General features: G+C 63.3%; 24 protein-coding genes. 13 read left to right on the plus strand and 11 right to left on the minus strand.

Annotation, left to right across the window (positions count from 1 at the left end; genetic code table 11):
* Window positions 1-7 precede the first annotated feature (7 nt).
* The 7 genes from CAF70_RS22660 to CAF70_RS22690 form a co-directional block, all read right to left on the minus strand.
* Window positions 8-1,051, minus strand: coding sequence for a homoserine dehydrogenase (locus CAF70_RS22660; protein ID WP_085626667.1), 1,044 nt, complete (start codon window positions 1,049-1,051; stop codon window positions 8-10).
* Window positions 1,052-1,259: 208 nt separating this feature from the next.
* Window positions 1,260-1,697, minus strand: a complete 438-nt coding sequence (locus tag CAF70_RS22665) for an Lrp/AsnC family transcriptional regulator (protein ID WP_085626668.1) — start codon at window positions 1,695-1,697, stop codon at window positions 1,260-1,262.
* Complete coding sequence (locus CAF70_RS22670) at window positions 1,694-3,082, minus strand: threonine synthase (RefSeq protein ID WP_085626669.1); 1,389 nt, start codon at window positions 3,080-3,082, stop codon at window positions 1,694-1,696. Before CAF70_RS22670 ends, CAF70_RS22665 begins: the two co-directional genes overlap by 4 nt.
* A gap of 23 nt (window positions 3,083-3,105) precedes the next feature.
* Entirely contained in the window at window positions 3,106-3,990 is an 885-nt protein-coding gene (locus tag CAF70_RS22675) for a LysR substrate-binding domain-containing protein (protein ID WP_085626670.1), read from the minus strand.
* Window positions 3,991-4,027: 37 nt separating this feature from the next.
* Window positions 4,028-5,476, minus strand: coding sequence for an amino acid permease (locus CAF70_RS22680; RefSeq protein WP_085626671.1), 1,449 nt, complete (start codon window positions 5,474-5,476; stop codon window positions 4,028-4,030).
* Between the two features lie 143 nt (window positions 5,477-5,619).
* Window positions 5,620-6,891: a cystathionine gamma-synthase family protein gene (locus tag CAF70_RS22685; RefSeq protein WP_085626672.1), complete on the minus strand. Its 1,272-nt coding sequence runs from the start codon at window positions 6,889-6,891 to the stop codon at window positions 5,620-5,622.
* A gap of 170 nt (window positions 6,892-7,061) precedes the next feature.
* The gene (locus CAF70_RS22690; protein ID WP_178076420.1) at window positions 7,062-7,946 is read right to left on the minus strand and encodes a homocysteine S-methyltransferase family protein; all 885 of its coding nucleotides are present in this window, start codon (window positions 7,944-7,946) and stop codon (window positions 7,062-7,064) included.
* 118 nt (window positions 7,947-8,064) lie between these two features.
* On the opposite strand from CAF70_RS22690, the gene CAF70_RS22695 reads away from it, so the two are divergent.
* Window positions 8,065-8,886, plus strand: a complete 822-nt coding sequence (locus tag CAF70_RS22695) for an ABC transporter substrate-binding protein (RefSeq protein WP_085626674.1) — start codon at window positions 8,065-8,067, stop codon at window positions 8,884-8,886.
* Window positions 8,883-9,704 (plus strand): amino acid ABC transporter permease, encoded by an 822-nt coding sequence (locus tag CAF70_RS22700; RefSeq protein ID WP_085626675.1) that lies wholly within the window; start codon window positions 8,883-8,885, stop codon window positions 9,702-9,704. The genes CAF70_RS22695 and CAF70_RS22700 overlap by 4 nt, the downstream gene beginning before the upstream one ends.
* Window positions 9,705-9,854: 150 nt before the next feature.
* Here the strand turns inward: CAF70_RS22700 and CAF70_RS22710 are convergent, their stop codons facing one another.
* Window positions 9,855-10,784 carry a malate dehydrogenase gene (locus CAF70_RS22710; protein WP_085626676.1) on the minus strand — a complete coding sequence of 310 codons (930 nt, stop codon included), beginning with the start codon at window positions 10,782-10,784 and terminating at the stop codon, window positions 9,855-9,857.
* 382 nt (window positions 10,785-11,166) lie between these two features.
* On the opposite strand from CAF70_RS22710, the gene CAF70_RS22715 reads away from it, so the two are divergent.
* The 6 genes from CAF70_RS22715 to CAF70_RS22740 all read left to right on the plus strand — a co-directional run bounded on the left by CAF70_RS22715 (window position 11,167) and on the right by CAF70_RS22740 (window position 17,896).
* A complete protein-coding gene (locus CAF70_RS22715) occupies window positions 11,167-12,465 on the plus strand; it encodes a PAS domain-containing sensor histidine kinase (RefSeq protein ID WP_256573313.1) in 1,299 nt (432 codons plus the stop codon).
* On the plus strand, window positions 12,450-13,799 hold the full coding sequence (locus CAF70_RS22720) for a sigma-54 dependent transcriptional regulator (RefSeq protein ID WP_085626678.1): 1,350 nt from the start codon (window positions 12,450-12,452) through the stop codon (window positions 13,797-13,799). The genes CAF70_RS22715 and CAF70_RS22720 overlap by 16 nt, the downstream gene beginning before the upstream one ends.
* 167 nt (window positions 13,800-13,966) lie before the next feature.
* Window positions 13,967-14,650 carry a hypothetical protein gene (locus CAF70_RS22725; RefSeq protein WP_085626679.1) on the plus strand — a complete coding sequence of 228 codons (684 nt, stop codon included), beginning with the start codon at window positions 13,967-13,969 and terminating at the stop codon, window positions 14,648-14,650.
* An 83-nt stretch (window positions 14,651-14,733) separates the two neighbouring features.
* On the plus strand, window positions 14,734-16,002 hold the full coding sequence (locus CAF70_RS22730; protein ID WP_085626680.1) for an MFS transporter: 1,269 nt from the start codon (window positions 14,734-14,736) through the stop codon (window positions 16,000-16,002).
* A 24-nt stretch (window positions 16,003-16,026) separates the two neighbouring features.
* Window positions 16,027-17,280 (plus strand): arsenic transporter, encoded by a 1,254-nt coding sequence (locus CAF70_RS22735; protein ID WP_085626681.1) that lies wholly within the window; start codon window positions 16,027-16,029, stop codon window positions 17,278-17,280.
* Between the two features lie 106 nt (window positions 17,281-17,386).
* Complete coding sequence (locus CAF70_RS22740; RefSeq protein ID WP_085626682.1) at window positions 17,387-17,896, plus strand: ferritin-like domain-containing protein; 510 nt, start codon at window positions 17,387-17,389, stop codon at window positions 17,894-17,896.
* Between the two features lie 42 nt (window positions 17,897-17,938).
* On the opposite strand, the gene CAF70_RS22745 is transcribed toward CAF70_RS22740, so the two are convergent.
* Window positions 17,939-18,814, minus strand: coding sequence for a manganese catalase family protein (locus tag CAF70_RS22745; RefSeq protein ID WP_085626683.1), 876 nt, complete (start codon window positions 18,812-18,814; stop codon window positions 17,939-17,941).
* Window positions 18,815-18,872: 58 nt separating this feature from the next.
* The gene (locus CAF70_RS22750; protein WP_085626684.1) at window positions 18,873-19,226 is read right to left on the minus strand and encodes a general stress protein; all 354 of its coding nucleotides are present in this window, start codon (window positions 19,224-19,226) and stop codon (window positions 18,873-18,875) included.
* A 333-nt stretch (window positions 19,227-19,559) separates the two neighbouring features.
* Here CAF70_RS22750 and CAF70_RS27590 point away from each other — a divergent pair, with 333 nt between their 5' ends.
* Both CAF70_RS27590 and CAF70_RS22755 read left to right on the plus strand, forming a co-directional pair.
* Window positions 19,560-19,703 carry a hypothetical protein gene (locus CAF70_RS27590; protein WP_158090323.1) on the plus strand — a complete coding sequence of 48 codons (144 nt, stop codon included), beginning with the start codon at window positions 19,560-19,562 and terminating at the stop codon, window positions 19,701-19,703.
* A complete protein-coding gene (locus CAF70_RS22755) occupies window positions 19,700-19,951 on the plus strand; it encodes a hypothetical protein (RefSeq protein ID WP_085626685.1) in 252 nt (83 codons plus the stop codon). The genes CAF70_RS27590 and CAF70_RS22755 overlap by 4 nt, the downstream gene beginning before the upstream one ends.
* Before the next feature lie 67 nt (window positions 19,952-20,018).
* Here CAF70_RS22755 and CAF70_RS22760 read toward each other — a convergent pair whose 3' ends face one another.
* Entirely contained in the window at window positions 20,019-20,909 is an 891-nt protein-coding gene (locus tag CAF70_RS22760) for a LysR substrate-binding domain-containing protein (protein ID WP_085626686.1), read from the minus strand.
* Window positions 20,910-21,018: 109 nt separating this feature from the next.
* Here CAF70_RS22760 and CAF70_RS22765 point away from each other — a divergent pair, with 109 nt between their 5' ends.
* The 3 genes from CAF70_RS22765 (at window position 21,019) to CAF70_RS22775 (ending at window position 24,726) form a co-directional block, all read left to right on the plus strand.
* Window positions 21,019-22,557 carry an MFS transporter gene (locus CAF70_RS22765; protein WP_085626687.1) on the plus strand — a complete coding sequence of 513 codons (1,539 nt, stop codon included), beginning with the start codon at window positions 21,019-21,021 and terminating at the stop codon, window positions 22,555-22,557.
* A gap of 7 nt (window positions 22,558-22,564) precedes the next feature.
* On the plus strand, window positions 22,565-23,761 hold the full coding sequence (locus tag CAF70_RS22770; RefSeq protein ID WP_085626688.1) for an MFS transporter: 1,197 nt from the start codon (window positions 22,565-22,567) through the stop codon (window positions 23,759-23,761).
* A gap of 257 nt (window positions 23,762-24,018) precedes the next feature.
* On the plus strand, window positions 24,019-24,726 hold the full coding sequence (locus tag CAF70_RS22775) for a thioesterase II family protein (protein ID WP_085626689.1): 708 nt from the start codon (window positions 24,019-24,021) through the stop codon (window positions 24,724-24,726).
* Window positions 24,727-24,744 lie beyond the last annotated feature (18 nt).

The following is a 24,744-nucleotide window of genomic DNA, read 5'->3' on the forward strand; positions in this document are numbered from 1 at the left end:
TTGCTCCTCAGGCCGAGCGGCCAGCGGCGTGGATGGCGACGATATCCGACAGCAGGGCGAATGCCGTTTCGACACGCCCCGCACCTGGGCCGGACACGGTCACCGCGCCCAGCAATTCGGTGTTGAACGCAACCGCATTGGTGGCACCGGAAATACCCGCCAGAGGGTGGTTGCCGGGCAACAGGCGCGCTTCGACGCTGGCACGCACCGAGCCATCGGTTTCTCGGCTGGCACTGCCGATCAGTTTCCAGCGCTTGCCCGCTGCCTGCGCTTGCTGGATCGCCGCGCTATCGAGGTTGCTGATGCCGCTGCAGGTGACATCGTTCACCTGCAAGCAGGCACCGAGCAGCTCGTTGGCGAGAATCACCACTTTCAGGCGCACGTCATACCCCTCCACATCGGCGCTCGGGTCTGCCTCGGCGTAGCCAAGTGCTTGCGCCTGGGCCACCGCATCGGCAAAGCCAAGCCCCTCTTCCATACGCGTCAGCACGTAGTTCGAAGTGCCGTTGAGGATGCCCTCGAAGCCCACCAGGCCTGCACCGGCCAAGGTCTGGCGCGCCATGCGCAGCACCGGTGTACCGCTCATCACCGCGCCTTCGTATTCGAACGACACACCATTGGCCTTGGCCAAGGCCTTCAGCGCCTGGGCATGCAAGGCGATCGGCCCCTTGTTGGTAGTGACCACATGCTTGCCCGCTTCCAGCGCCCAGCGGCAGAAGGTTGCCGCCGGTTCACCGTCCTTGGGGTTGGTGAAGGTGGCTTCGGCGATGATGTCGGCACCGGACTGCTTGATCACCGACTCGTTGAACGCCTCTGCAGAACCCTGAGGGATCTGCGCCAGCGCCCCCTTCTGAGCGGGCAGAGCCGCCAGGGTGGCCGCATCCAGGCCATTGCGGTCGATTGCCGAACCCAGGAACAGGTCGGTGACGCCAACGATCTTCAGGCCAAAGCCCAGCTCTTTCTGCCAGCGCGTATTGCGTTCGGCGATCAGTTGGGCCAGGGCACGGTTCACGCCGCCAAAGCCAACGAGTGCGATCTTGTATTCGGTCATGGTTTGCTGTCCTTTCCAGGCGATTGGTCGATGAGGACAAGCGTAAGAGCCGTGCAATGCCAGTTGAATATGGCAATCCGCTGTATTTACTGGCCAATCTGACCAGTACCCGATGCACGCCTGAGCGCCGCCGGAATGCACAACGCCGCCAGGGCGCAAGCCCGGGCGGCGTTGTTGTAACGAGGGTTGGCAAACGGCAGCGGGCGTCTCAGATCACCGTGGCCAGGACGAACGATGTGACGGTGTTCTCGACCCCAGGCATGGCGGCAATCTCCTTCCATACATGGTGCACCCGTTCCGGGCTGGAAGCCTCGACGCGCAGCAGCAGGTCGAATTCACCGCTGAGTACTTCACACTGGATCACCTCGGGAATCTGGCGCAACGCATCGAGCACAGCTTCTCCGCGCATGCGGTCATAGCGGTAGACGAAGATGACCGCGTTGATCAACGAACTCGGCCGCCGCCCCTCACCGATGCGCAGGGTATAGCCCTGGATGGCGCCGTCACGCTCCAGGCGCTCGATGCGCTGGCGTACCGCATTGCGCGACAGGTTCACCTTGAGCCCCAGCTCGGCATGGGCAATGCGTGCATTGGCGGTGAGTTCGGCGAGGATACGCTCGTCCAGGGGATCGAGGATGCGCTTCATCGTCCGGCCTGCAACCGGGCCAGTAGCTCATGAACCCCCGCCAGGTCGTCGGGTGCCAGCAGCGGCCCGCCGCCTGCAGCATCCACGACACTGGCCGGTACTTCACCATGCCAGGCCCCCAGCTCCGCCAGCAGCCCGGCAGACTTTTCCGGGGCAAACTGCCCCAGCGTGACGATGGGCGCGCCGATGTTGCGCCGGTGCAGGCGCCCGGCGAATGCCCCGGTGGCGGCATGCGGGTCTACTGCGCTGCCGGTTTCGTGGAACAGCGTGACGATTTCTTCGCGGATCAGCGCGTCATCCACGGCATAGGAGTCGAACAGCATGCGCGCATGTAACCACTGGCGGTTGCCGATGCTCAACTCGCCACAATCCTCGAAGTGCTCCATCAGCGCCCGGGTCGCCCCGCCATCGCGGTCATACAGCTCCCAGACGAAGCGCTCCAGGTTGGAGAACAGTGAGAAGTCCATGACCGGCGACAAGGTCTGGCTGGTTGAGCCACGGCTGTAGCGATTGCAGTGGATGAACCGGTGCAAGGCATCGTTGCGGTTGGTGGAAACGATGATCTGGTTGATCGGCAGGCCCATTTTCTGGGCAATGAACCCGGCGTAGATTTCGGCAAAACTGGCCGTGGGGATGCTGAAACCCACCGGCCGAATCCCCCCGCCCAGCTGCAGCGCCGCGTGGAAATAGAACACGATCTGCGCCAGCACGCCGACCCAGTTGGTCGAGTTGAAGCTCACGGGGATCAACCCGGGGCATGGCCATGCACGCAGCAGCGCCGACACCAGCGACTGGCAGTCATCGAAGCTGCCGTCCACGGCCACGCAGCTGACGCTTTCGGAAGCGGCACTGCGCATCACCGCCGCCCGGTCGGCCGGTGTCCCGGCACTGGGGTACAGCGCCAGCAAGCGTGCCGTCGGGCAATGCCGCAAGGCTTCGATAGCGGCCACCGCCGTATCGCCGTTGCTGGCACCTACCAGCATGACCCGTTCGCAATCGGCCCCCAGGAAATGGCGGATGAGCCGCGCCTGCAACTGTGCGGCGAAATCCTTGGAAGACCGGGTAGGCCCGTGAAACAGCTGCAGAATCCATTCGTTATGGCCAATCTGCTGCAACGGCGCAATACCACGGTGCCTGAACCCACGGTAGCTGTCGCTGACCAGCGCCCTGAGGGTCGGTTCATCGAGGGTATCGCCAACAAACGGAGCCATCACCCGCCAGGCCAGTTCGTCGAACGGCAACCACGACCAGCTGGCAATCTCCTGCTGGCTGAAGGTCGGCACCGCGGCAGGCACGTATAGCCCGCCATCATCGGCCAGCCCGGAAAGCAGCGCCGTGCGAAAATCAACCCGTATCTCGTTGCCGCGCGTGGATGTGTACTGCATCGGTGCTCCAGGTAACTATGTGATTAACGGTGGGCCATCGCCACCAGCCAGTGGCTGAAGGCTTGGGCATCCGTGGACAACGCCTCACCCAGGCCACGTACCAGGTAAAACGACTCGCTCGCCTCGATGCGCTGGGCAAAAGGGGCCACCAGCCGCCCCTCCTGCAGCAAGTCCTCGACCAGCGACGAACGCGCCAGTGCCACGCCAAGCCCCAGTTCCGCCATGCGCAAGGTCGCCACCAGGGTGTCGAACTGCAGGCCGCTGGAAGAGTCGACCTGGTCGGCGCCAACCCGCTCCAGCCAATAACCCCACCCCTCCTCGTAACCCAGCACATGCAGCAACGGGACGCGGGCCAGGTCGCGCGGCTCGCGTAGCGGGGAGTCGGCAATCAGCGCAGGCGAGCAGACCGGCACCAGTACGTCACGGGTCAGGCGCTGCGCCTCCACGCCAGCCCACTGGCCGCTGCCCCAGCGGATTTCCAGGTCGTCCTCGGCATCCAGTTCCTTGACCCACAGGTTGCTGATGTAGCGGATGTCCACCTGTGGGTGCGAACGGCGAAAATCGGCCAGTCGGGGCGCCAGCCAGAAGTGCAGGAACGACAGGCTGCCGCGTACTTTCAAGGGCCGACGCTGGCGCTGCCCGAAAATTTCATTGGTGCCCACCGCCAGGCGGCTTATCGCATCCTGCACCACCGGCAGGTAGGACTGGCCCTCTTCAGTCAACCCCAGCCCCCGGGGCAGGCGCTTGAACAGCGCCACCCCCAACTGGCTTTCGAGGTGACGAATCTGCTGGCTGACGGCCCCCTGGGTGAGGTGCAGTTCCTCGGCGGCATGGGTGAAGTTCAGGTAACGCGCCGACACTTCGAAGGCTCTGAGCCAGTTCAAGGGGGGCAGGGTTTTCTGGGTCATCGGCGGTTTCTCTTGGCAACGTTCCGGTGGCCTAGTATCACCCTGCCCTGGCGGCCTCGGAACCTGGCGCGACGACTTCCAGCGGGCCTGCCCGGCGGCTGCGGAACTTGCACGTCAGCCAATAGGCCAGGTAGCACCAGGCAATGAAGGGCAAGCCGAAGTACAGGGCCACGCGCTGGGCCGGGTCGAAGGCAATGCCGATGCAGGCCAGTAAGCAGCAGAAGATCGCCGCCAGCGGCACGAACGGGTAGCCGCGCACCCGGAACTTCAGGTCTTCGAGCTTGCCGCCATTGGCGATGTAATGGCGGCGGAAAGCCATTTGGCTGGCCGCGATGCTGATCCACACCACCACCACCGCCAACCCGGAAATGGACACCAGCGCCAGGTAGATGGTGTCTGGGGCAAACACACTGCTCAGCAGCGAAGCCATGCCGCCCGCCATGCTCAGGACAATGGCGTTGAACGGCGTGCCACGACGCGACAGGGCCGCATACCGGCGGGGCATGTTGCCTTGGTCGCTGAGGGTCCACAGCATGCGCGCCGCAGCATAGAGCCCGGAGTTGGCCGCCGACAGCAGTGCCGTGATGATGACGAAGTTCATTATGTCTGCGGCATAGGGGATACCGATCATGGCAAAGACCATCACGAACGGGCTTTCAACCACCCCGGCCTGTTCACGCGGCAACAAGGTAGCCAATACAAAGATGGTGCCGACGAAGAACAGCGCCAGGCGCAGGACCGTGGTGCGGATGGCCTTGGGCACGTTCTTTTCCGGGTCGCGGGTTTCGCCGGCGGCGATGCCGATCAACTCGGTGCCAGAGAACGCGAAGGCTACCGCCAGCAGGGTCATGGCGATCGACCAGAAGCCCGTGGGGAACAGCCCTTCGCGGGTGAAGTTGCCCAGCCCGGCACTGTGCGCCTGGGTAATTTCGAAAACGCCCAGGATCGCGCCGCCGCCCACCACCAGGAAGGCAATCACCGCCAGCACCTTGATCAGTGACAGCCAGAATTCGGTTTCGGCAAACGACCGCACCGAAATGATATTGCTGAGGAACACTGCAAACCCGAACAGCGCACTCCATATCCACACCGGCGTGTCCGGGAACCAGCGCACCATCAGGATACCGGCAGCGGTGAATTCCGAGCCGATGGCCACGGTCCAGGTCAGCCAGTACATCCAGGCCACCATGTAGCCTGTACCCGGCCCGAGGTAGCGCGTGGCGTAACTGCTGAACGAGCCGACTTCCGGCATGTGTACCGCCAGTTCACCCAGGCACATCATCACCAGGTAGACCATGATCGCGCCAAGGATATAGGCGATGACGGCGCCCAGCGGGCCCGCCTGGTTGACGGTGTAGCCCGACGTCAGGAACAGGCCGGTACCGATGACACCGCCCAGCGCCAGCATGACGATATGGCGGGTTTGCATATCCTGCTTGAAGCTGTGCGCCGAAGCATTTCTCGTTGTCGTTGTCTGCAGGGACATTGTGATTTACTCATGAAAGTTGGCGGGCAAGGACGTTGCAACGACCTCGTCTTGGCAGAGCGAAGCGAATTGCCTTGCATATTGTTTTTGTTCGACTTCATGAAGTGGCACCCACCGCAAGCAGCGGGTGCTACGCGCCAGCCTCAGGCCTGTACTTCGGCCAGGCAGGCGTCTTCGTCACCGTGCAGTTCCTTTGCTGCGGCCAACTCCTGGCGCACCGATGCACAGGCCTGTGCCAGGTCTGCCAGCAGGTCCTCGGTGTCCTCGATGCCCACCGAAATGCGCACCAGCCCTTCGGAAATACCCAGGGCCAGGCGTTCTTCGAGGGTATTTTCCACATGGCTGGTGGTACGCGCCGGGCCGTAGATGGTTTCTACCGCGCCCAGGTTGCCCGCCCGATGGGCGTACTTCAGGCGCGGCAGCAACCGCGCAACGGTGGGCATGCCACCTTTGAGCACGAAGCTGACGATGGCGCCGAAGCCACGCATCTGCGCCTTGGCGATCGCATGGCCCGGGTGCTGGGGCAAGCCGGGGTAGTTGACCGCTTCAACCAGCGGTTCGGTGGTCAGGTAATGCGCCAAGGCCTTCGCGCTGGCCTGCTGCTGACGCACGCGCAGGGCCAGCGTCTTGATACCGCGGATGATCAGGTAGGCGGAAAACGGGTCCAGCGCTGCACCGTTGATCTCGCGGTAGTGGCGTACCTGCGCCATCAACGGCTCGGCACCACACACCACCCCACCCAGCACGTCACCGTGCCCGGACAGGAACTTGGTCGCGCTGTGCACTACCACGTCCACGCCCAGGGCCAACGGGTTCTGGTTCAGCGGCGTGGCGAAGGTGTTGTCGGCCACCACCACAGCGCCGGCCTGCCGGGCGGCAGCGCTCAGGCGCTGGATGTCCAGTACTTTCAGGGTGGGGTTGGTAGGGGTTTCCAGATACAGCAGGTCGCAACCTGCGGCGATCTCGCGTTCCAGCGCCTCGGTGTCGAGGGTGTCACACAGGCAGACTTGCACGCCCATGCGCGGCAGGAACTCTTCGAAAATCTTATTGGTGCCGCCGTAACTGTCGCGGGTCGATACAACGCGCTTGCCGCTTGAGAGGAAGGTATGCAGCACGGCACTGATGGCAGCCATGCCGCTGCTGAATGCCACCGCCGACTCGGCCTGTTCCAGCTCGCACAGCTTCGCTTCCAGTGTGGCGACTGTCGGGTTGCTCATGCGGCTGTAGATGTAGCCCGGCAATTTGCCCTGCGCCACGTCGTACCAGGCATCGATGTCGTTGTAGCCGTAGGCGGCGCTTACCACGATCGGGGTCTGGGTAGCGTTGTACGGGTGCTGGACCTGTTCCCCACCCCACACCACTCGCGTACCGATACCGACCGCTGCATTGCCCACGACTTTTTCGTTGTTGTTCATATCCGGTTCCCGCACCGCTGAGTTGTGTACACCGATTCGGCATCGGCTTTCAGCGGACTATAGGGGCATGGCGGGGGGACTGAAAAACGATGGAATCGGGGTCTGAGTAGCGTTTTTTTTAATGGCTGGGGGCCAGACGGGCGCGGCAGCCGCCCGGCCCCCTTCAGGCTTTACACCAGATTGCGTTTCAGCTCGGCAATGTGCTCCGGGCCAATGCCACAGCAGCCGCCGACCATGCTGGCGCCGCGCTTGCGCCAGTCAGCGGCCCATGCCAGGTAACCCGGCGGGTCCAGGTCTTCGCGCAGCTCATCCAGGCCGTCGTTGGCGGTGGCTTCCTTGGGCTGTGGCGGGAAGGCGTTGGCATAAGCGCCAATGGCGACGTCAGCGTTGTGGCGTTCGATCACCGAGCGCGCCACATCGACCGCAGCGCCGATTACCTCGGGCTGGCTGCAGTTGAACAGCACGGCCGCCACACCCAGGCCGACCACCGCTTCGATGGCATCGACCACTGGCTCGCCGGAACGCAGGCGCGGCGTTTCGTCCACGTCCTCGTCCTGCAAGGTGAACGACACCCAGAACGGCTTGCCGTCTTGCGGCAGGTGGGCGTGGATGGCCCGCACTTCGGCAACCGAGCTCTGGGTTTCGGCCAGCCACAGGTCGACATGCGGGGCCAGGCCCTGCAGTAACGGCGTCAGCACCTCCTCGACGCGCTCGGGCTGGAACAGGTCGGGGCGATAGGAGCCGAACAGCGGCGGCAGCGAACCCGCTACCCTGACCGGGTGCGCACCGGTATCGGCGGCATGCCGCGCCAGTTGGCCTGCGAGGTTGGCCAGTTGTCGCCCTTCCTTGGCAAAACGCTCTTCGCCGATGTGGAACGGCACCACCGCATAGCTGTTGCTGGTAATGACCTGGGCCCCGGCAGCGATGAACGCTGCATGCACGCCAACCACCGCTTCCGGCGCCTCGCTCAGCGCCAGCGCCGACCACTCGGGCTGACGAAACGGCGCCCCACTGCGTTGCAGCTCACGGCCCATGCCACCGTCGAGAATTACCATCGCTCGCTGTTTCATATAACTACTCTAAAGGTACTTATGAATAAAATTCATTATGTAGGCGACACTTATAACTATTAAATACCGTTTCCTATCATTGGCCAACATTTCAGGTATGTCCATGCGATTTTCTACTGTGCTCGGTGCGGGCCTTGTGCTGCTCGCAACTGCTTCCCAGGCCTTTGCCGGTGCCACGCTGGAGCGGGTTGAATCGCGCAAGGAACTGGTCAACGTGCTGATGGAAAGCTACCCACCGTTTTCCTTCCTCAACGACCAGAACCAGCTGGACGGTTTCGACGTGGATGTGGCCAAGGCCGTGGCGGACAAGCTGGGCGTCAAGCTGCGCCTGGAAACCCCTTCGTGGGACGTGATCGCCGCGGGTCGCTGGAGCGGCCGTTACGATATCTGCATCTGCTCGATGACCCCGAGCAAGGCCCGCGCCGAAGTGTTCGACTTCCCGGTGGAGTACTACGCATCGCCTGCGGTGATCGTGGTCAACGCCAAGGATGAGCGCATCCATGGCGCCAAGGACCTTGAAGGCCGCAAGGTGGGTTTGACCAGTGCATCGAGCTACGAGAGCTACCTGAACAAGAACCTTGTGATCGAAGGCAAAGAAGACCAGAAACTCGAGTACCCCTTCGAATTCGTGCAGATCGCGCCTTACGACACCGACAACGTGGCCTTCCAGGACCTGGGCCTGGGCGCCGGCGTACGCCTGGACGCCATCCTCACCAACCTGGTGACCGCGCAGCCGCGCCTGGACCAGGACAAACGCTTCAAGCTGGCCGGCGCCCCGCTGTATGAAGAGCCGAACTCGGTGGCCATCGAGAAAGGCGACCCCGAGTGGGATGCCAAGGTGCGCCAGGTGTTTGCCGAGCTGAAGGCCGATGGCACCCTGGCCAAGCTGTCGCAGAAATGGATTGGCGCCGATATCAGCAAATGAGCACCTTTCCCCCATCCCCCAAGCCCGTGGTCAAGCCCGCGGGCAGCGGCCTGTTCGGCTTTCGCACCCGGCTGCTGCTGACCTGGCTGGCGCTGTTCGGCCTGTTCGTCGCGTTTTTCCTCAGCTTCGACCTGAAGTTCTCCATCATCCTGGAGAAATTCCCCAACCTCGCCGGTTTCAAGCTGGGGCCCAACGGCTTTCTGCAAGGCGCAGCGCTGACCCTGTTCCTGTGCCTGTGCTCGATGCTGGTATCGGTGCTGCTCGGCTTTGCCGCCGCACTGGCGCGGTTGTCGAACAGCGCGGTGCTGGTGGGTGTCGCCAGCTTCTACACCTCGTTCTTCCGTGGCACGCCGCTGCTGATCCAGATTCTGCTGATCTACCTGGGGCTGCCGCAGCTTGGCCTGGTACCGGGCGCCATCAGCGCCGGCATCATCGCCCTGTCGCTGAACTACGGGGCTTACCTGAGCGAAATCTTCCGGGCCGGCATTCTCGGTGTCGCCCGCGGGCAACGTGAAGCGGCACTGGCGCTGGGCATGCGCACGCCACAGATTTTCTGGCATATCGTCCTGCCCCAGGCCATGCGGGTGATCATTCCGCCTACCGCCAACCAGTTCATCTCGATGCTGAAGGACTCATCGCTGATATCGGTGATGGGGGTGTGGGAGGTGATGTTCCTGGCGCAGTCGTACGGGCGATCGAGCTATCGGTACCTGGAGATGCTGACCACGGCGGCGGTGATCTACTGGCTGCTGTCGATCCTGCTGGAGTTGGTGCAGGCGCGGCTGGAGCGGCATTTTGGCAAGGCTTATCAGCGCTAGGGGCGAAGCTGGCGCGATCCCTGTGGGAGCGGGCTCGCCCGCGAACACGGGCGAAGCCCGTGCCATCCACCGCGTCGCCTGCTTCGCGGGCTTGCCCGCTCCCACGGGTACTGCACAGGGCTCAAGGTCGATTCAGCCACTCCCACAGCGTCACAGCGCCTTCATTTCAGCAATATCCCGCGCCACCTGGTCTGCCGATTGATCGAACATCGCCTGCTCCTGCGCATCCAGCGGCAACTCGATCACCCGCGCCAGTCCCTCTTCCGCCAGTACGCAAGGCACACCCATGGCAATATCCTTGCGCCCGTACTCGCCCTGCAGAATCGCCACCGCCGGCAATATGCGGTTTCGCCCGTTGGCGATCGCATCGACCATCTGCGCAATCGCCACGCCCGGCGCATCGCAGGCGCTGCCCAGCTTCTTCAACCCCAGAATCTCGCCACCGCCCTTGCGCGTGCGCTCCACGATCTGCTCGATCTGCTCACCGGACAAGAAGTGCGACAGCGGCACCGAACCGATCTGGCAATAGCGCATCAGCGGCACCATGCTGTCGCCATGCCCGCCCAGTACCAGCGCGGTGATATCCCGGGCGGAAAAGCCGGTCTGCTCGCCGATGAAGCACTTCATGCGTGCTGTATCCAGCACACCCGCCTGGCCGAACACCTTGATGCGCCCCTGCCCGCTCAGACTCCAGGCGCGATAGGTGAGCACGTCGACCGGGTTCGACACCACCAGCACCGTCGCGGTGGGTGCATGCTGCTTGATATCGGCCATGATCCCGTCGAGGATGGGCAGGTTGATACTCAGTACATCCTGCCGCGACTGCCCAGGCTTGCGCGGCACCCCTGCGGTGATGACCACCAGCTCGGCCCCCTGCAGCATTTCAGCCTTGGCCCCGCCGTAAACCCGGGTATCGGAACCCGACTCGACTGCCGCCTGCCACACATCCAGCGCCTTGCCTTGCGCCATCTCGCCCTGCACATCCATCAATACCAACTCACGGCACAACTCTTCCCGGGCGATGATCTGCGCCGCCGCCTCGCCGACCATGCCGGCACCCACGATTGCCAGTTTTTTCACGTGACACCTCCCAGCGGCGCGCGCCACCAGGAACACGCCTGCGATACAGAGAAGTATCGCCTGTCGAGGCGAAAAGGCCACACAAAGGCAAATGGAAGCGGTACGCGTACCCTGTGGGAGCGGCTTTAGCCGCGAAGAATCCAACGCGTTGCCTGGCACCGGCTGCGCCGGTGTTCGCGGCTAAAGCCGCTCCCACAGAGTCCCCGCTAATTCAACCGACCGTGTCCTTGCACGGCGATATGCCATCTGGCAAGGTTGCCAGCAGAACGCCCGCCGATCGACCAGCGGTGCCTCACCTCAAAGGAAACCGGCCCTGTCGCTGCAACCCTCCGTTCGACGTGATCTGCTGATCCTGTGGCTTTCCATTGCCGCCGTTGCGCTGGTGCTGGCATGGCTGCTGCTGATCATCGGCCGCCAAGGCGCCGGCCCGCAGATTGCGCAGGCGCGCCAACTCACCTCGACCAGTTGCCAGGCGCTGCAGGCGGGTGCAGCACGCGTTGGCCAGCAACTCCCGTCTGCGCAAGATCAACCCTCTCTCATGACCCCAGCCGCAGCACAGGCGGTGCTTGATTTGGCACTGCGCGACCAGCCGGGCATGGAGGGCGGCTTCTGGCGAGCGGATGCGGGTGTGGTGGCCTACGCGTTCCCGACCTACGACGGCACGGGAATCAAGCGCGACCCGCCGAGTGCCGAGTTGGAGCGCATAGCCTCCACGGCCCAACGCGCGCAGGATTCAGCAGGCCTCGTGGCAGACGTCCGACCGGGTTTGCGCGAAGCCGTGGCTTTCGCTGCATGCCCTGTGCACACCGAAGACCGGCGACTGATCGCCTGGACGCTGATGCGCGTGCCGCTTTTGGCCTCAGAAACAGTCAACACCTTGATCCTCGCGGTGAGCCTGCTGCTGGCGCTGGTCGTGGCCTCCGGCGCATGGCTGGGCTGGATGATTTCGCGTTGGCAGCGCCAGTCCGCCCATCTGCGAAAGCAACTGGCCCAGTCGGAACGCCTGGCCACGTTGGGGCGGGTTTCCGCGGGGCTCGCGCACGAAATCCGCAATCCTTTGGGCACGATGCGCATGAAGGTGGAAAACGCCATGGCAGCGCCGGCCGACCGGCGCGAAGCACGTGTGGCTGGCGCCCTGGAGGCGGTACTGTCGCAAACGGCACGGCTGGAGACGCTGGTGTCGAGCCTGCTGGCGTTGACGCAACCGTTGCGCGCCGAGCGCCAGGCGGTAGACCTGCAAGAATGGCTGGCGGAGCAACGCGATGCCCACGCCGAAGCGGCGCAAAACAAAGGCGTACGCATCACACTGGCGGTTGAACCGCAGCTGACCGCCAGCGCGAAGAAGGTTGCGCTGTTCGACCCGACACAAATGGCACGGGTGTTCGACAACCTGCTGCTCAATGCGATGGCGCACACCGAAGCACCCGGTGCAATCGAACTCGGTGCGCATCGCACGCGCCGTGGCACATTGCTGTTGTGGGTGGCGGACGATGGTTCCGGCATTCCGGCCGACTTGCGCGAAACACTGTTCGAACCGTTCGCCACCACCCGCGCAGGTGGCACCGGCCTGGGCCTGGCGCTGGTGCGCGAGATCGTGCAAGGTCACGGCGGGCGGGTCGGCCTCGCCGACTCGGCCAAGGGAACGCGTATAGAAATGGAGCTACCGTGGCCCGAATCCTGATCGTCGACGATGACGCTGCGTTCCGCGACAGCCTTGCAGAAATGCTGCAGGACCTGGGGCATGCGGTGCTGCAGGCTGAAACCACCGATGCAGGCCTGCACCAGCTGCGCACCGAGGACGTGGATGCGGCCATCGTCGACCTGCGCCTGCCAGGCGAGGATGGCCTGGTGTTCCTGCGCCGCGCGGCGTGCATCTCGCAGGTGCCGTGCATCATGCTCACCGCCTATGCGAGTGGCGGCAACACCATCGAGGCGATGAGCCTGGGTGCGTTCGACCATCTGACCAAGCCCGTGACCAGGGCCGCCCTGCTCGAAACGCTCGAACGGGCCCTGCGGCGAGCAGCCCACACCCCGGACAGCACCCAGGCGGCCGGGGCATCAGCTGCCGCAACAGAGCCCGTGGATGGCACCGAACTGGTCAGCAGCAGCGAGGCCATGCGCCAGGTCTTCAAGCGCATCGGGCTGGCCGCGAACTCCGACGCCACCGCCTTGATCCTCGGCGAGACAGGCACCGGCAAGGAACTGGTGGCGCGCGCCCTGCATCGCAACAGCGGTAGAGCCAGCGGCCCCTTCGTCGCAGTGAACTGCGCCGCGATCCCGGCCGAACTGATGGAAAGCGAGTTGTTCGGGCATGTAAAAGGCGCGTTCACCGGTGCCGTCAATGACCGTACCGGGCGCTTTCGTGAAGCCGATGGCGGCACCCTGTTCCTCGACGAAATAGGTGATATGCCACTGGCCACGCAGGCGAAGATCCTGCGGGTGCTGCAGGAGCGCGAAATCACCCCCGTGGGCGCCAACCGCGTCCAGCCGGTGAACGTGCGCATCATCGTCGCCACACACCGAGACCTGCCCAGCGCAGTCAAGGAGGGGCGCTTCCGGGAAGACCTGTGGTACCGCCTGCAGGTAGTGCCACTGTGGTTGCCGCCGCTGCGTGAGCGCCTGGGCGACGTATTGCTGTTGGCCGAACACTTTCTGCGCCTGCTGGGCGGCGACTCGCCCAAGCGCTTGAGCGCGGCGGCAGCCCGCTTGCTGCTGGCCCATACCTGGCCTGGCAACGTGCGCGAACTGCGCAATGCCATGGAGCGTGCGGCCATCCTCAGCCACGGCCCGGTCATCGATGTAGAACACATCGGGTTGCAGCCTGCGGCTGCGCTTACCCCGGGCCTGGACATCGACTGGGACGGCCCCATGGCACAGGCCGTCGCCCGCCTGGAGCGCGAGATGATCGTGCGCGCCCTCGCTGCAACGGCTGGCAACCGCGCAGAGGCGGCGCGGCGCCTCGGGCTGTCCCGCCAGCAGCTCTATCGCAAGCTGGCCGAGTTCGGTCTGGACTAGCCCCTTCGCACGCAAGCCGGTGTCCGATCCCGTGACACCCAGGCGTCACGAGATCGGACGGCACATTGCCTGCAAAGTACATAACTGCTTGATTTTATTGTAAATCTTAATTGGCATGGTGCTTGCCCTGCAGGTTGGGTGCTTTCCCGATCCAAGGAGCTTCGTCTATGTCCAGGTATTTCATTGCCACACCTGTTGCGCTGGTATTCGGCCTCGGTAGCCTCAGCGCACATGCCATGCCGCCCGCCGCCGCCCACCTGCCTCCGACACCGCATCAGGGAGTGGAAGCCCCAGGCCTGACGGGCCAGTACACGGTGGAAGGCCAGGTGCAGCGGATGCTCATCAATCCCTACGGTGAAGTCGACGGCCTGCGCCTGAGCGACGGAACCATTGCCAGATTTCCACCGCACATGGCCGATGCGCTCACGGCCACGGTCAAGGTGGGGGATGCCGTGCGCATCATCGGACGGGCGGAAACGCGAGGCATGCTCAAGGCTGACGCCATCATCCACGCCGACAGCGGGCGCACCGTGTACGACCAGCCGCCGCCGGTTGGCCAAGGCCGAGCCCTGCCGCCACACCTGCGCGCCCAGCGCCTGCAGCCCCAACAGGTGGAAGGCCAAGTGGACACCGTGCTCACTGGCCCACGGGGCGAGGCCAACGGCGTCATCCTGAGCGATGGCAGCATCGTTCGTTTCCCTTCCGAGAGCCTGCGTCTTTCCGTGCAACCGGGCGCACCGTTCGCGGCGTCCGGGCTGGGCACGCGCAATGCGTTTGGCACCGCTTTGGAAGCGGTCAGCATGGGCACCACATTATCCACCCTGCAGCCGCTCTACGACCGCGCACCATAAGGGCATGCCCCTCTACACCCGGCCAGTGCAAGCTTCTGCCGCACCGGCCGGGTCGTCGCATTTGCGCTGACTGGAACTTCCCTATGCCCCCGACAACACCTTTCATACCCCCGGCACATGCCAGCTCACGTCGCTGGTTGTGCGGCCTCAACTTCTTCCTGGCCGACGTCCGTGATGGCCTGGGCCCCTTCCTGGGAGTGCTGCTGGTCAGCCACGGCTGGCGCGCCGATGACATCGGCTACGTAATGGCCGCCGGCGGCATCGCTGGCATGCTGGCGACCACGCCGATGGGCGCCTGGATCGATGCTTCGCGCCGCAAGCGACTTGTTCTGGCAAGCGGCACCCTCGCACTCATTCTCGCCACGGCAGCGCTATGGACCGCACCATCGTTCGGCGTCGCCGTCGCCTCGCAGGTGGTGACAGGTGCTGTGGGCGCGTTGATGGGCGCCGGCATCATGGGCATCACCTTGGGCATGGTTGATCAGCGAGACTTGCCTCGGCAGCTCGGCACCAACGAAGCCTGGAACCACGCCGGCAACGTGATCGCGGCGGCATTGGCCGGGCTGGCCGGCTACCGCTGGGGGCTGTCAGCCGTACTGGTGCTGATGGCCCTGATGGCATGCGCTGCACTTGCATGCCTGTGGAAGATCAATCCACAGGACATCAACCATGAGCGGGCCCGCGGTGGTGACCTCACCGGCAACCTGCCTGCGCAAGGTAGCCGTCCTTCGCCTTCCCTGGTGCGGGTTTTGGCGGGCTCGCGCGAGCTGGGCCTGCTCGCGATCACCCTGCTGCTGTTCCACCTGGGCAATGCCGCGATGCTGCCCTTGCTGGCACAGTCAGTCGTCACGCGAGGGTTGGCCGACCCTAGCATCTTCACGGCATCGACCGTCATCGTGGCGCAGCTGGTCATGATTCCGGTGGCGCTTTGGGCCGGGTGGTATGCCTCACGGCACGGGTATCGGGCGCTGATCATTACCGCCCTGTTGGCCTTGCCCTTGCGCGGGCTGATAGCCGGTTTCTGGCAGTCGCCGTGGGCGCTGATTCCGGTACAGGCCCTTGATGGAATCGGCGCGGGCCTGCTGGGGGTCGCCTTGCCTGGGCTTGTCGCTTGTATCCTGCGCGGCACCGGGCACGTCAATGCAGGGCTTGGTGCAGTGATGACGATCCAGGGAACAGGCGCAGCCATGAGTCACGCACTCGCCGGCTGGATCGCGCAGCATTTCGGCTATAGCGCAGCCTTCGTCGCCCTGGGCATCGTGGCCGCAATCGGGCTACTCACCTATACCTTTGGCATCGCCTCCCGCCTGCATCCGAAAAGCTTGTTTGAAAAGTCAGCGAAATCACTTTGACAAAAAATTGCTCGAGTAAACTGCATGCCTGCATTTGATCCATCCTTGCTCATCTGGACCGTGGCCGCCGTTGCGACCGGTGGGGTAATCCTGCGTCCCTGGCGCGTGCCGGAGTATGTCTGGGCGGTTGGCGCCGCTGTATTGCTGACCGTGTTTGGCCTGGTGCCAGTGCACACAGCCCTCGCCGCTGTCGCCGAGGGTGGCGATGTGTACCTGTTTCTGATCGGTATGATGGTGCTGGCTGAACTGGCACGCCAGGAAGGGCTGTTCGACTGGTTGGCCATGTACGCGGTGCAGCACGCCCGGGGCTCTGGCCAGCGCCTGTTCGACCTGGTGTTCCTGGTGGGGGTACTGGTAACGGTGTTCCTCTCAAACGATGCCACGGCTGTAGTGCTGACCCCAGCGGTGTACGCCGCATGCAGGGCAGCCAAGGCCGAGCCGCTGCCTTATCTGTTCATCTGTGCCTTCATCGCCAATGCCGCCAGTTTTGTGCTGCCCATCTCCAACCCGGCCAACCTGGTCGTGTTCGGCAGCCAGATGCCGCCGTTGCTGGAGTGGCTGCGGCAATTCACCTTGCCGTCGCTGGCCGCCATCGGCCTGACGTACCTGGTGCTGCGGCTGGCCCAGCGCAAGCAGATCCGCCAGCCCCTGGCAACGGCCATCGACGTGCAACCGCTGTCCAGCGGTGCACGCTTGTGCGCGCTGGGTATCGTGCTGACAGGCGCACTTTTGCTGCTGACCTCCGCCCTGGACCGGCAGCTTGGCTTACCCACTTTCTGCGCCGGCCTCGCCACGGCCGGGCTGATTCACCTGCGCCAGCGGCGCAACCCGATGCCGGTGCTCAAAGGCGTGGCATGGGGCGTGTTGCCCTTGGTCGCCGGCCTGTTCGTGCTGGTGGAAGCGGTGGCACAGACGGGTGTGATCGAGCGCCTGGCCCATGCTTTGGCCGCACTGGCGCGCAGCTCCGAGCCCCAGGCGAGCTGGAGCGCCGGCGTGGTCGCAGCGATTGCCGGCAACCTGATGAACAACCTGCCGACCGGCCTGATCGCCGGCTCCGTCGGGCATATTGTCGAGTTACCCGCGAGGACCACGGCAGCGCTGCTGATTGGCGTCGACCTCGGGCCGAACCTGTCGATTACCGGCTCCCTGGCCACTTTGCTCTGGTTGGTTGCCGTTCGCCGTGAAGGCGAACACGTCGGTGCCCTGGACTTCCTGCGCCTGGGGGCACTGGTCATGCCTCCTGCATTGATCGGGGCGCTGTGGTTGCTTCATCCATGAAGTGGTTGGTCTCGCCTTTGCCTGCCCCGTTCGTCGGTCCAACCAACCGTGGCCGCGTTGAGGGTTTTCTGAACAGATACCCATCACCGGAAACGAGGTACTGATCATGGCAACTCCAAAGGACAACCTGCTCGACTGGCTGCGTGATGCCCATGCGATGGAGCAGCAAGCGGAAAGCATGCTCAAAGGCCAGGCTGAGCGCCTGGAGCACTACCCGGAACTCAAGGGCCGCATCGTGAGGCATATTGAAGAGACCCAAGGCCAACAGCGCCTGCTGGTGGAGTGCATCGAGCGCTTGGGCGGCAGCACATCGACCTTGAAGGACCTGGCCGGCAAACTCATGGCATTCGGGCAGGCAGTGGGCGGGATGGCCATGAGCGATGAGGTGGTCAAAGGCGCCATGGCAGGGTACGTGTTCGAGAACATGGAAATCGCGTCTTACACGGTGCTGATCGAGGCGGCCGAGGCGGTCGGGGACAGCGCTACTGCACAAGCCTGTCGTTCGATCCTGAAGGAAGAGGTGGCCATGGCCGAATGGCTGAAGGATCATCTGCCAGAGGTAACCCGAGCGTTCCTGGCCCGCTCGGCCGACCCTGACGCCACAGCCAAGCGCTAAGGGTGCTACCCCGCACCGGATCAACTCCGGCGCGGGCCTTTCTCATTGCTGTCCGCTGTTGACCTTGCCCAGCTCTGCTCCAGTCAGAGGTTGCGCCTCCGGATTCGACTGGGTGCGAAGCTTCATTGCCTCGACCACCGACGCGCTGTGCTCGTCCAGCTGGATGCTGGCAGAGCCATCGCCGCCGTCTACCGCCGGGTGGGGCTCGTCGACATAGATCCAGTCCTGCCCCTGGTTCCATGCCCCACGCATTTCACCGCCCTGGGACAGGTTGAAATAGGTGCGGTTGAGCTCTGGGTCACCTGGCAACTTGCCTTGCGGGAAGTTTGGCTGGATGGCATGCAATGCCTTTTCGAACGACATCTGGTGGGCGATTTCGCGACTCATCAGGAAACCCAGCGCGTCTTTGATGCCTGGGTCGTCGGTGACGTTGATCAGCCGTTCGTAGACGATCTTGGCCCGCGCCTCGGCGGCAATGTTCGAACGCAGATCGGCAGTCGGTTCGCCTATGGTATCGATGTAGGCTGCGCTCCAAGGTACGCCGGCGGAATTGACCAGTGGCGCCCCGGCCCCATACAGCAGGCTGGTGACATGTGAGTCGTTGCCGGCACCGGTCAGCGAGCGGTAGAGCTCGCCCTCGGCCTCCACGCCTTCAGCAAGGTTGCCCTTGGCCCCTTTGTTGAGCATGACCACGATCGAACCGATGATCTCCAGATGGCTGAGTTCCTCGGTCGCGATGTCGTAGAGCATGTCCTTGCGGCCAGGGTCGTCCTCACTGACCGCCTGGGTGAAATAGCGCATGGCTGCTGCCAGCTCGCCCTGCGGGCCACCGAACTGCTCCAGCAACAGGTTGGCCAGGCCCGGATCAGGTTGCGCCACGCGTACGGTGTACTGCAATCGCTTGTTGTGCATGAACATAAGCAGGTCCTCAGGCATGCAGGGGCAGCCGGGCTGCCCCTGCGTTTTTCACGGATGACTAGCGGTCGTCGTCACTCTTGCGACCGCCGCCGTGGCTGTGCTGGCCACCGACCCGTCCGGCTTCCGAGGCTTTTTCCCGGTCATTGGCAAAGTTGCCCCCGGACACCTGCCCCCCCTTGCGGCCTGCTTCGGACGCACGCTCAGGGTCGTTCTTGAAGTTGCCACCCGAGGCCTGGCCACCCTTGTGGCCTGCTTCCGAGGCGCGCTCTGGATCGTTCTTGAAGTTACCCCCTGACATTTGCCCGCCTTTCTGCCCGGCTTCCGATGCCTTTTCGCGATCGTTGGCAAAGTTGCCTGGATTGGTATCGGCGTTGCCACCTTGGTTACCGCGGTTGTCCTGATTGCTAGCCATGATTGACACCTCATGTCGGTAGTTACACAGGAAGGTCTGTGTTCATCAGTGACAGAGCCCAAGCGGCGCATCTTGCAACGAATTTTGAAGGAGCTGACGAAATGCCCTAATGGATGTGGCCCCTGCTTCTTGCGACAACGATCATGGCGGCGGGGTATACAAAAAGCGTTTATCAGCGGCCCTGAAAGCCTGGTCCAAAAACAATCGCTCGTGAGTGAGGGCCAAACACCGTTCGATTCGCAGCCAGCCGTCCATCCGGCTGAACGGATGCGGCTCGCTCAGGATCAACCTGATCAAGTTGCTTGTCCCGGTTCAGCCCAGAGGGCATTCGCAATGGTCAACTACCTGTACGTAATCCGCTGCATGCTCGGCCAGCCCGGTACCTGCGAGTTGCGCAGTGGCCAGGTTCCGGGCATGAACACGAGTGCAGCACACCGCCGGATCATCACCAGCATCCCTGAGCGGGTATCGGCATGAACGCGTTCAGCGAAGAGATAACCCTGGGACAGCGCCGGCTCGTAGCGATCAATCGCTGGTTTCTGCTCTACGACGACGTCGAGCAAAGACGAAACTGCCCTAGCACCCACCACGAGGAATTGGTGCGCCTGGCCGATGAAATGGACCGCCTGGGATTGGTGGACTGGCGCGAATGGCGGGACCTGCGGCGGCTGGCCGATCGAGGTTTTCTGAGAGCAATTGCTGGGGCTGACTATCACGGCGTTTAGTGCTGGCCGGCCTGGGGTTTCAGGAGGGCGAGCCACAGCAGATCCCCAGGGTGGGGCGCCGGGCAATTTACGCCTTGAACAATCGCTCGGCGATGAAGTCGACGAACACACGAATCTTCGGCGACAGATGGCGGCTCGATTGCCATAGCGCCCAGAACTGGCCCTGGTCGGAGGTATGCGCATCAAGCAGGCTTTCCAGGGCACCAGTCCTGACCGATTCACGTACCAGAAAGTCCGGCATGTAGGCGATGCCATGGCCGTCCACCGCAGCCATCAGCATCGCCTCCATGTTGTTCAGCGTAAGCACCGTAGGTAAGCGCAACTGGGTAATCTCGGGATCGGCGCCGAGGCTCCAGTCCATGATCTTGCCGGTCGTGACGAAGCGATAGCGCAGGCAGTCGTGTCGCTCCAGGTCGGCTAGCGTCTGGGGGCGCCCCTTACGTGCCAGGTAGGTTGGCGCTGCGCACAGGACGAAGCGGAACGGCCCGAGCTTACGCGACATCAGTTTTGAATCGGCTAGCCCGCCACTGCGGATCACCACATCGAAGCCATCGTCGATCAGGTCGACCAGGTGGTCGTTGAAGTCCATCTCCAGTTCGATTTCAGGGTACGCCTTGCGAAAAGCCGGCATCAGCGGCAGCAGAAAACGGTAGCCGATGGTTGGGAGGCTGACCCGCAAGCGACCACGCGGGGCCTGTATCGCATGGGACAGCATGGCCTCCGCATCCTGGAGGTCGTCGAGGATGCGCCGGCAGCGCTCATAGAACAGTTGGCCTTCCGCCGTCAGGCTGACCTTGCGCGTACTGCGCTGGAACAGCCGCACCTTCAACGAACTCTCCAGGCGGGCAACGTTCTTGCCGACCGCTGATGCGGAAATACCCATCGCCCGCGCCGCGCTGACGAAGCTCAACGACTCGGCAGTTTTCACGAAGGCGAGGATGCCGTTCAGGCTATCCATGGCATTACTTCCTTTTTGTCCATTATGACTGGAGTTCCAGCCTGTTTATCCATTATTGCGGCCACTATAGATTTAACGCACACGGTGCTACAACAGGAGGGATAGCGCAATGGATCAGGCTACTGATCACACCCCGCACGCGGGCCGTTACTATGTTCTGGCAGCCATCTGCCTGGCCGCCCTGGTGCTGCCGCTGAGTTTCACCGGTGGCGCCGTGGCCACGCCGGCCATCGGCAAGGCTTTCGATGCCGAGCCGGCCTCGCTTACCTGGATCACCAACGCCTTCATGCTCAGTTTCGGCAGCCTGCTGATGGCAGCCGGAACCCTGTCGGACATTTACGGGCGAAAGCGCCTGTTCACGCTGGGCCTGGCCCTGTTCGTCATCGTCAGCATCCTGCTGGCGAGCGTCTACAACATCGTCTGGCTTGATGCCCTGCGGGCGGTGCAAGGCGTTGCCGCCGCCGCTGCCCTGGCCAGTGGCTCCGCGGCCTTGGCTCAAGAGTTCGAGGACCAGGCCCGCACGCGCGCGTTCAGCCTGCTTGGCACCACGTTCGGGCTGGGCCTGGCCTTCGGGCCGATGGTCAGCGGCCTGCTGATCGAACAGTTCGGCTGGCGCTCGATCTTCGTCAGCACCGCGGTCCTTGCTGCAATCTCGCTGCTGGCGGCGTTGTCACGGATGCGCGAAAGTTTTAACCCCGAAGCGCCCAAGCTGGACCTGCCCGGTGTGCTTGCCTTCTCGAGCATGCTCGCACTGTTTACCACTGCGATTATCCTGGGGCCCCAGGCCGGCTGGCGCTCCCCGCTGATCCTGGGCCTGTTCGGCGGCGCGGCACTGAGCTTGCTGGCGTTCGTGTCCATCGAGCTACGCGCCAGGCAGCCAATGCTCGAGCTGAGCCTGCTGAAATACCCGCGCTTTGTCGGGGTGCAGATTCTGCCGATCGGCACCTGTTATTGCTACATCGTGCTGATCGTGCTGCTTCCGTTTCGCTTGATCGGCGTAGAAGGCATCGCCCCGATGCACAGCGGCCTGATCATGCTGGCACTGTCGGCGCCGATGCTGGTGGTCCCGCTGCTGGCCGCCTGGTTGACCCGCTGGGTAAGTGCTGGCGTGCTGTCGGCTGCAGGCTTCCTGGTGGCGGCCACGGGGTTGTACCTGTTGGCCCATGCCGTTATTGGCGATTACCAGCAACTGGTGCTGGCAATGCTGGTGATTGGTATCGGCACCGGTTTCCCTTGGGGCCTGATGGACGGGCTGGCGGTTAGCGTGATTCCCAAAGAGCAGGCAGGCATGGCCGCTGGCATCTTCAACACCACCCGCGTGGCGGGCGAAGGTGTCGCCCTGGCGATCACCATCGCCCTGCTCACTGCGCTGGTAGGTAACAGTCTTGGGCGCGTACTGCCTGCCGGCGATTACAGCGAACTGGCGCAGCGCCTGGTAATGGGCGACCTGGGCCAGGTTCAGGGCGTCGACCCGTTGCTGCTGCAGGCCGCGTATCTGGACGGCTTCGGCACCTTGGTGCTGGTGCTGATCGGATTCACCGTTTTGTCGGCTGGTGCGGCGTTCTTCTTGCTTGGGCAAGACGACCAGGCAAGGCGTGCCAAAGCGCCTCACAGCAGCCTGCCAGCTTCCGATTCGGTGCGGGGCTGACGACGGCATGGCGATTTCACGCAACAACGGGATCCCTGTGCTCGCCCTCGTCGGCCTGGCGGTGGTCTGTGGCCTGTCGGTGGCAAATGTGTACTTCAATCAGGCCCTTCTGCCGTTACTCGCCACAGCGTTGCAAGTGGGCACGGGTGAAGTCAGCTGGATCGCCACAGCTTCACAGCTTGGTTATGCGCTAGGAATGCTGCTGATTGTGCCCTTGGGTGATCGCCTCGATCCACGTCGACTGTGCCAAGCCCTGCTGGGCTGGAGCGCAGTGATGCTCGGCCTGGCCAGCATTACCAGTAGCCTGGCAGGCCTGGCGACGCTGAGTGCGCTAGTGTGCATGGGCACCTGCATTCCACAGGTGATGTTGCCCTATGTCGCTGGGCTGTCCTGCGCCCAGCATCGTAGCCGCAACCTTGCCCTGCTGCAGACCGGCCTGGTGGCCGGGATCCTGCTGTCGCGCTCGTTGGCCGGGCTGCTTAGCGAGCTTGCCGGGTGGCAGGCGGTGTACCGCTGCGCCGCCCTCGGTATGCTGGCTTGCGCGGTAGCCCTGCCCGGGTTGATCGACGCCCGCCCGCGCACTTCCGGTGCCCCCGGCTATGCGCAACTCATGTACTCAATGGCCGGCCTGGTACGCGTCGAGCCCCTGTTGCGTTTGTCGTGCGTGCTGGGCGCCAGCCTGTTTGCTGCGTTCAGTGCGTTCTGGTCGGTGATCGCCTTCAAATTGCAGGCATCGCCTCTGGGCCTGAGCAACGCTGACATTGGCATCTTCAGCTTTTGGGGCGCGCTGGCTGGCCTGCTCACGCCCATGGCGGGCAAGCTATGTGACCGCTACGGCACGGTAGCCATGAGCATCCTGTCGATCGTGCTGGCGTGCCTCGCCTTCACGCTGCTGATCAGCTGGCCGCAACTGGGCGTGCTGCTACTCGGCGCCAACTTGCTGTGCTTCGCGCTGCAGCTGGGGCAAGTGTGCAACCAGAGCAGGATCTTCAGCCTCAGTGCTGAGTACCGCAGTCGCCTGAACACTGTGTACATGGTGTGCAACTTCTGTGGCGGCGCCCTGGGCAGCGCCATGGGCGGCTGGCTCTGGCAGCACTGGCACTGGAAAGGCCCGCTACTATTCGGCCTGGCCTGCTCCCTCGGGGCCGGCGCTACATTGTTTACGATGTTACGGCCACACACCGGCACGTTACCCAGCCAGTGATTTCAAAAAAAACGCCACCTGCCCGGTGGCGTTTTTTTTTGCCCAGCCAGCACTGCCCCTAATAAACCACAATCCACCGTTCTCCAATGGGTACTGCCGCGCCGGCATATTCAACTTATAGTCCGGAGTCTTCAGCCTAAAATGCTCAAATACCACGAAATATCCTGAAATATAATTTCGCACATTAAAGGCCCATCCGGGCAGCCATCGCCTTGCTTGGCATACCGCCCATAGAATGATTATCGACGGGTTTGAACATGCGTGCATGCAACACTCAAAAAAGTATTGTCTTCATTCCCTTTGCCGGGGGTAGCAGCCGTGCATTCAAAGCGCTTCAGAGCACTCTTTCGCCGGGCGTCGACTGTATCGACATTCATTATTCAGGCCGTTATCAAGGCGCACTCGCACCGTCACCCACTACTGTAGGACATATGGCCAATGAGGTGATCGAGCACCTTCACAAGTCACGCCCAGCCCAGGTCGTGCTGTTTGGCTACAGCCTTGGCGCATTGGTGGCATATGAAGTCGCACAGCGCCAAGCGGCCATGCCGTGGGCCATCACCGAACTGGTGGTAGCGGCCTGTCGCCCGCCGCATCTGTTCAGCTGCCATGGCGTCAGGGTACACGATGAAGATGACGATTTTCTCGACTCTATTGCCACGTTCGGCACCGTTCCTCCCTACTTGTATAGCAACCCAGCCGCACGTAAATACCTGCTGCCCAACCTCAGGAACGACTTCCGTGCAGCGAGCACCTACTGCCATCGGCCTCGCCCGCAGTTGAATACACCGCTGACAGCCATAGCCGGTGCCCAGGACAGTTTCGCTCCATTCGCAGAGGTCCGGGCGTGGCGCCAATACAGCAGGGGGCGTTTTTCCGAACATTGCCTGCCTGGCCGTCACTTCTTCTACCAAACCCAAACAGACCGATTGTCAGAGATATTGCTGGACGCACTTGCTGCCTGAAACACCACCATCATCATT

This window comes from Pseudomonas sp. B19(2017) (assembly GCF_002113165.1).
In the GTDB taxonomy this organism is placed as follows: domain Bacteria; phylum Pseudomonadota; class Gammaproteobacteria; order Pseudomonadales; family Pseudomonadaceae; genus Aquipseudomonas.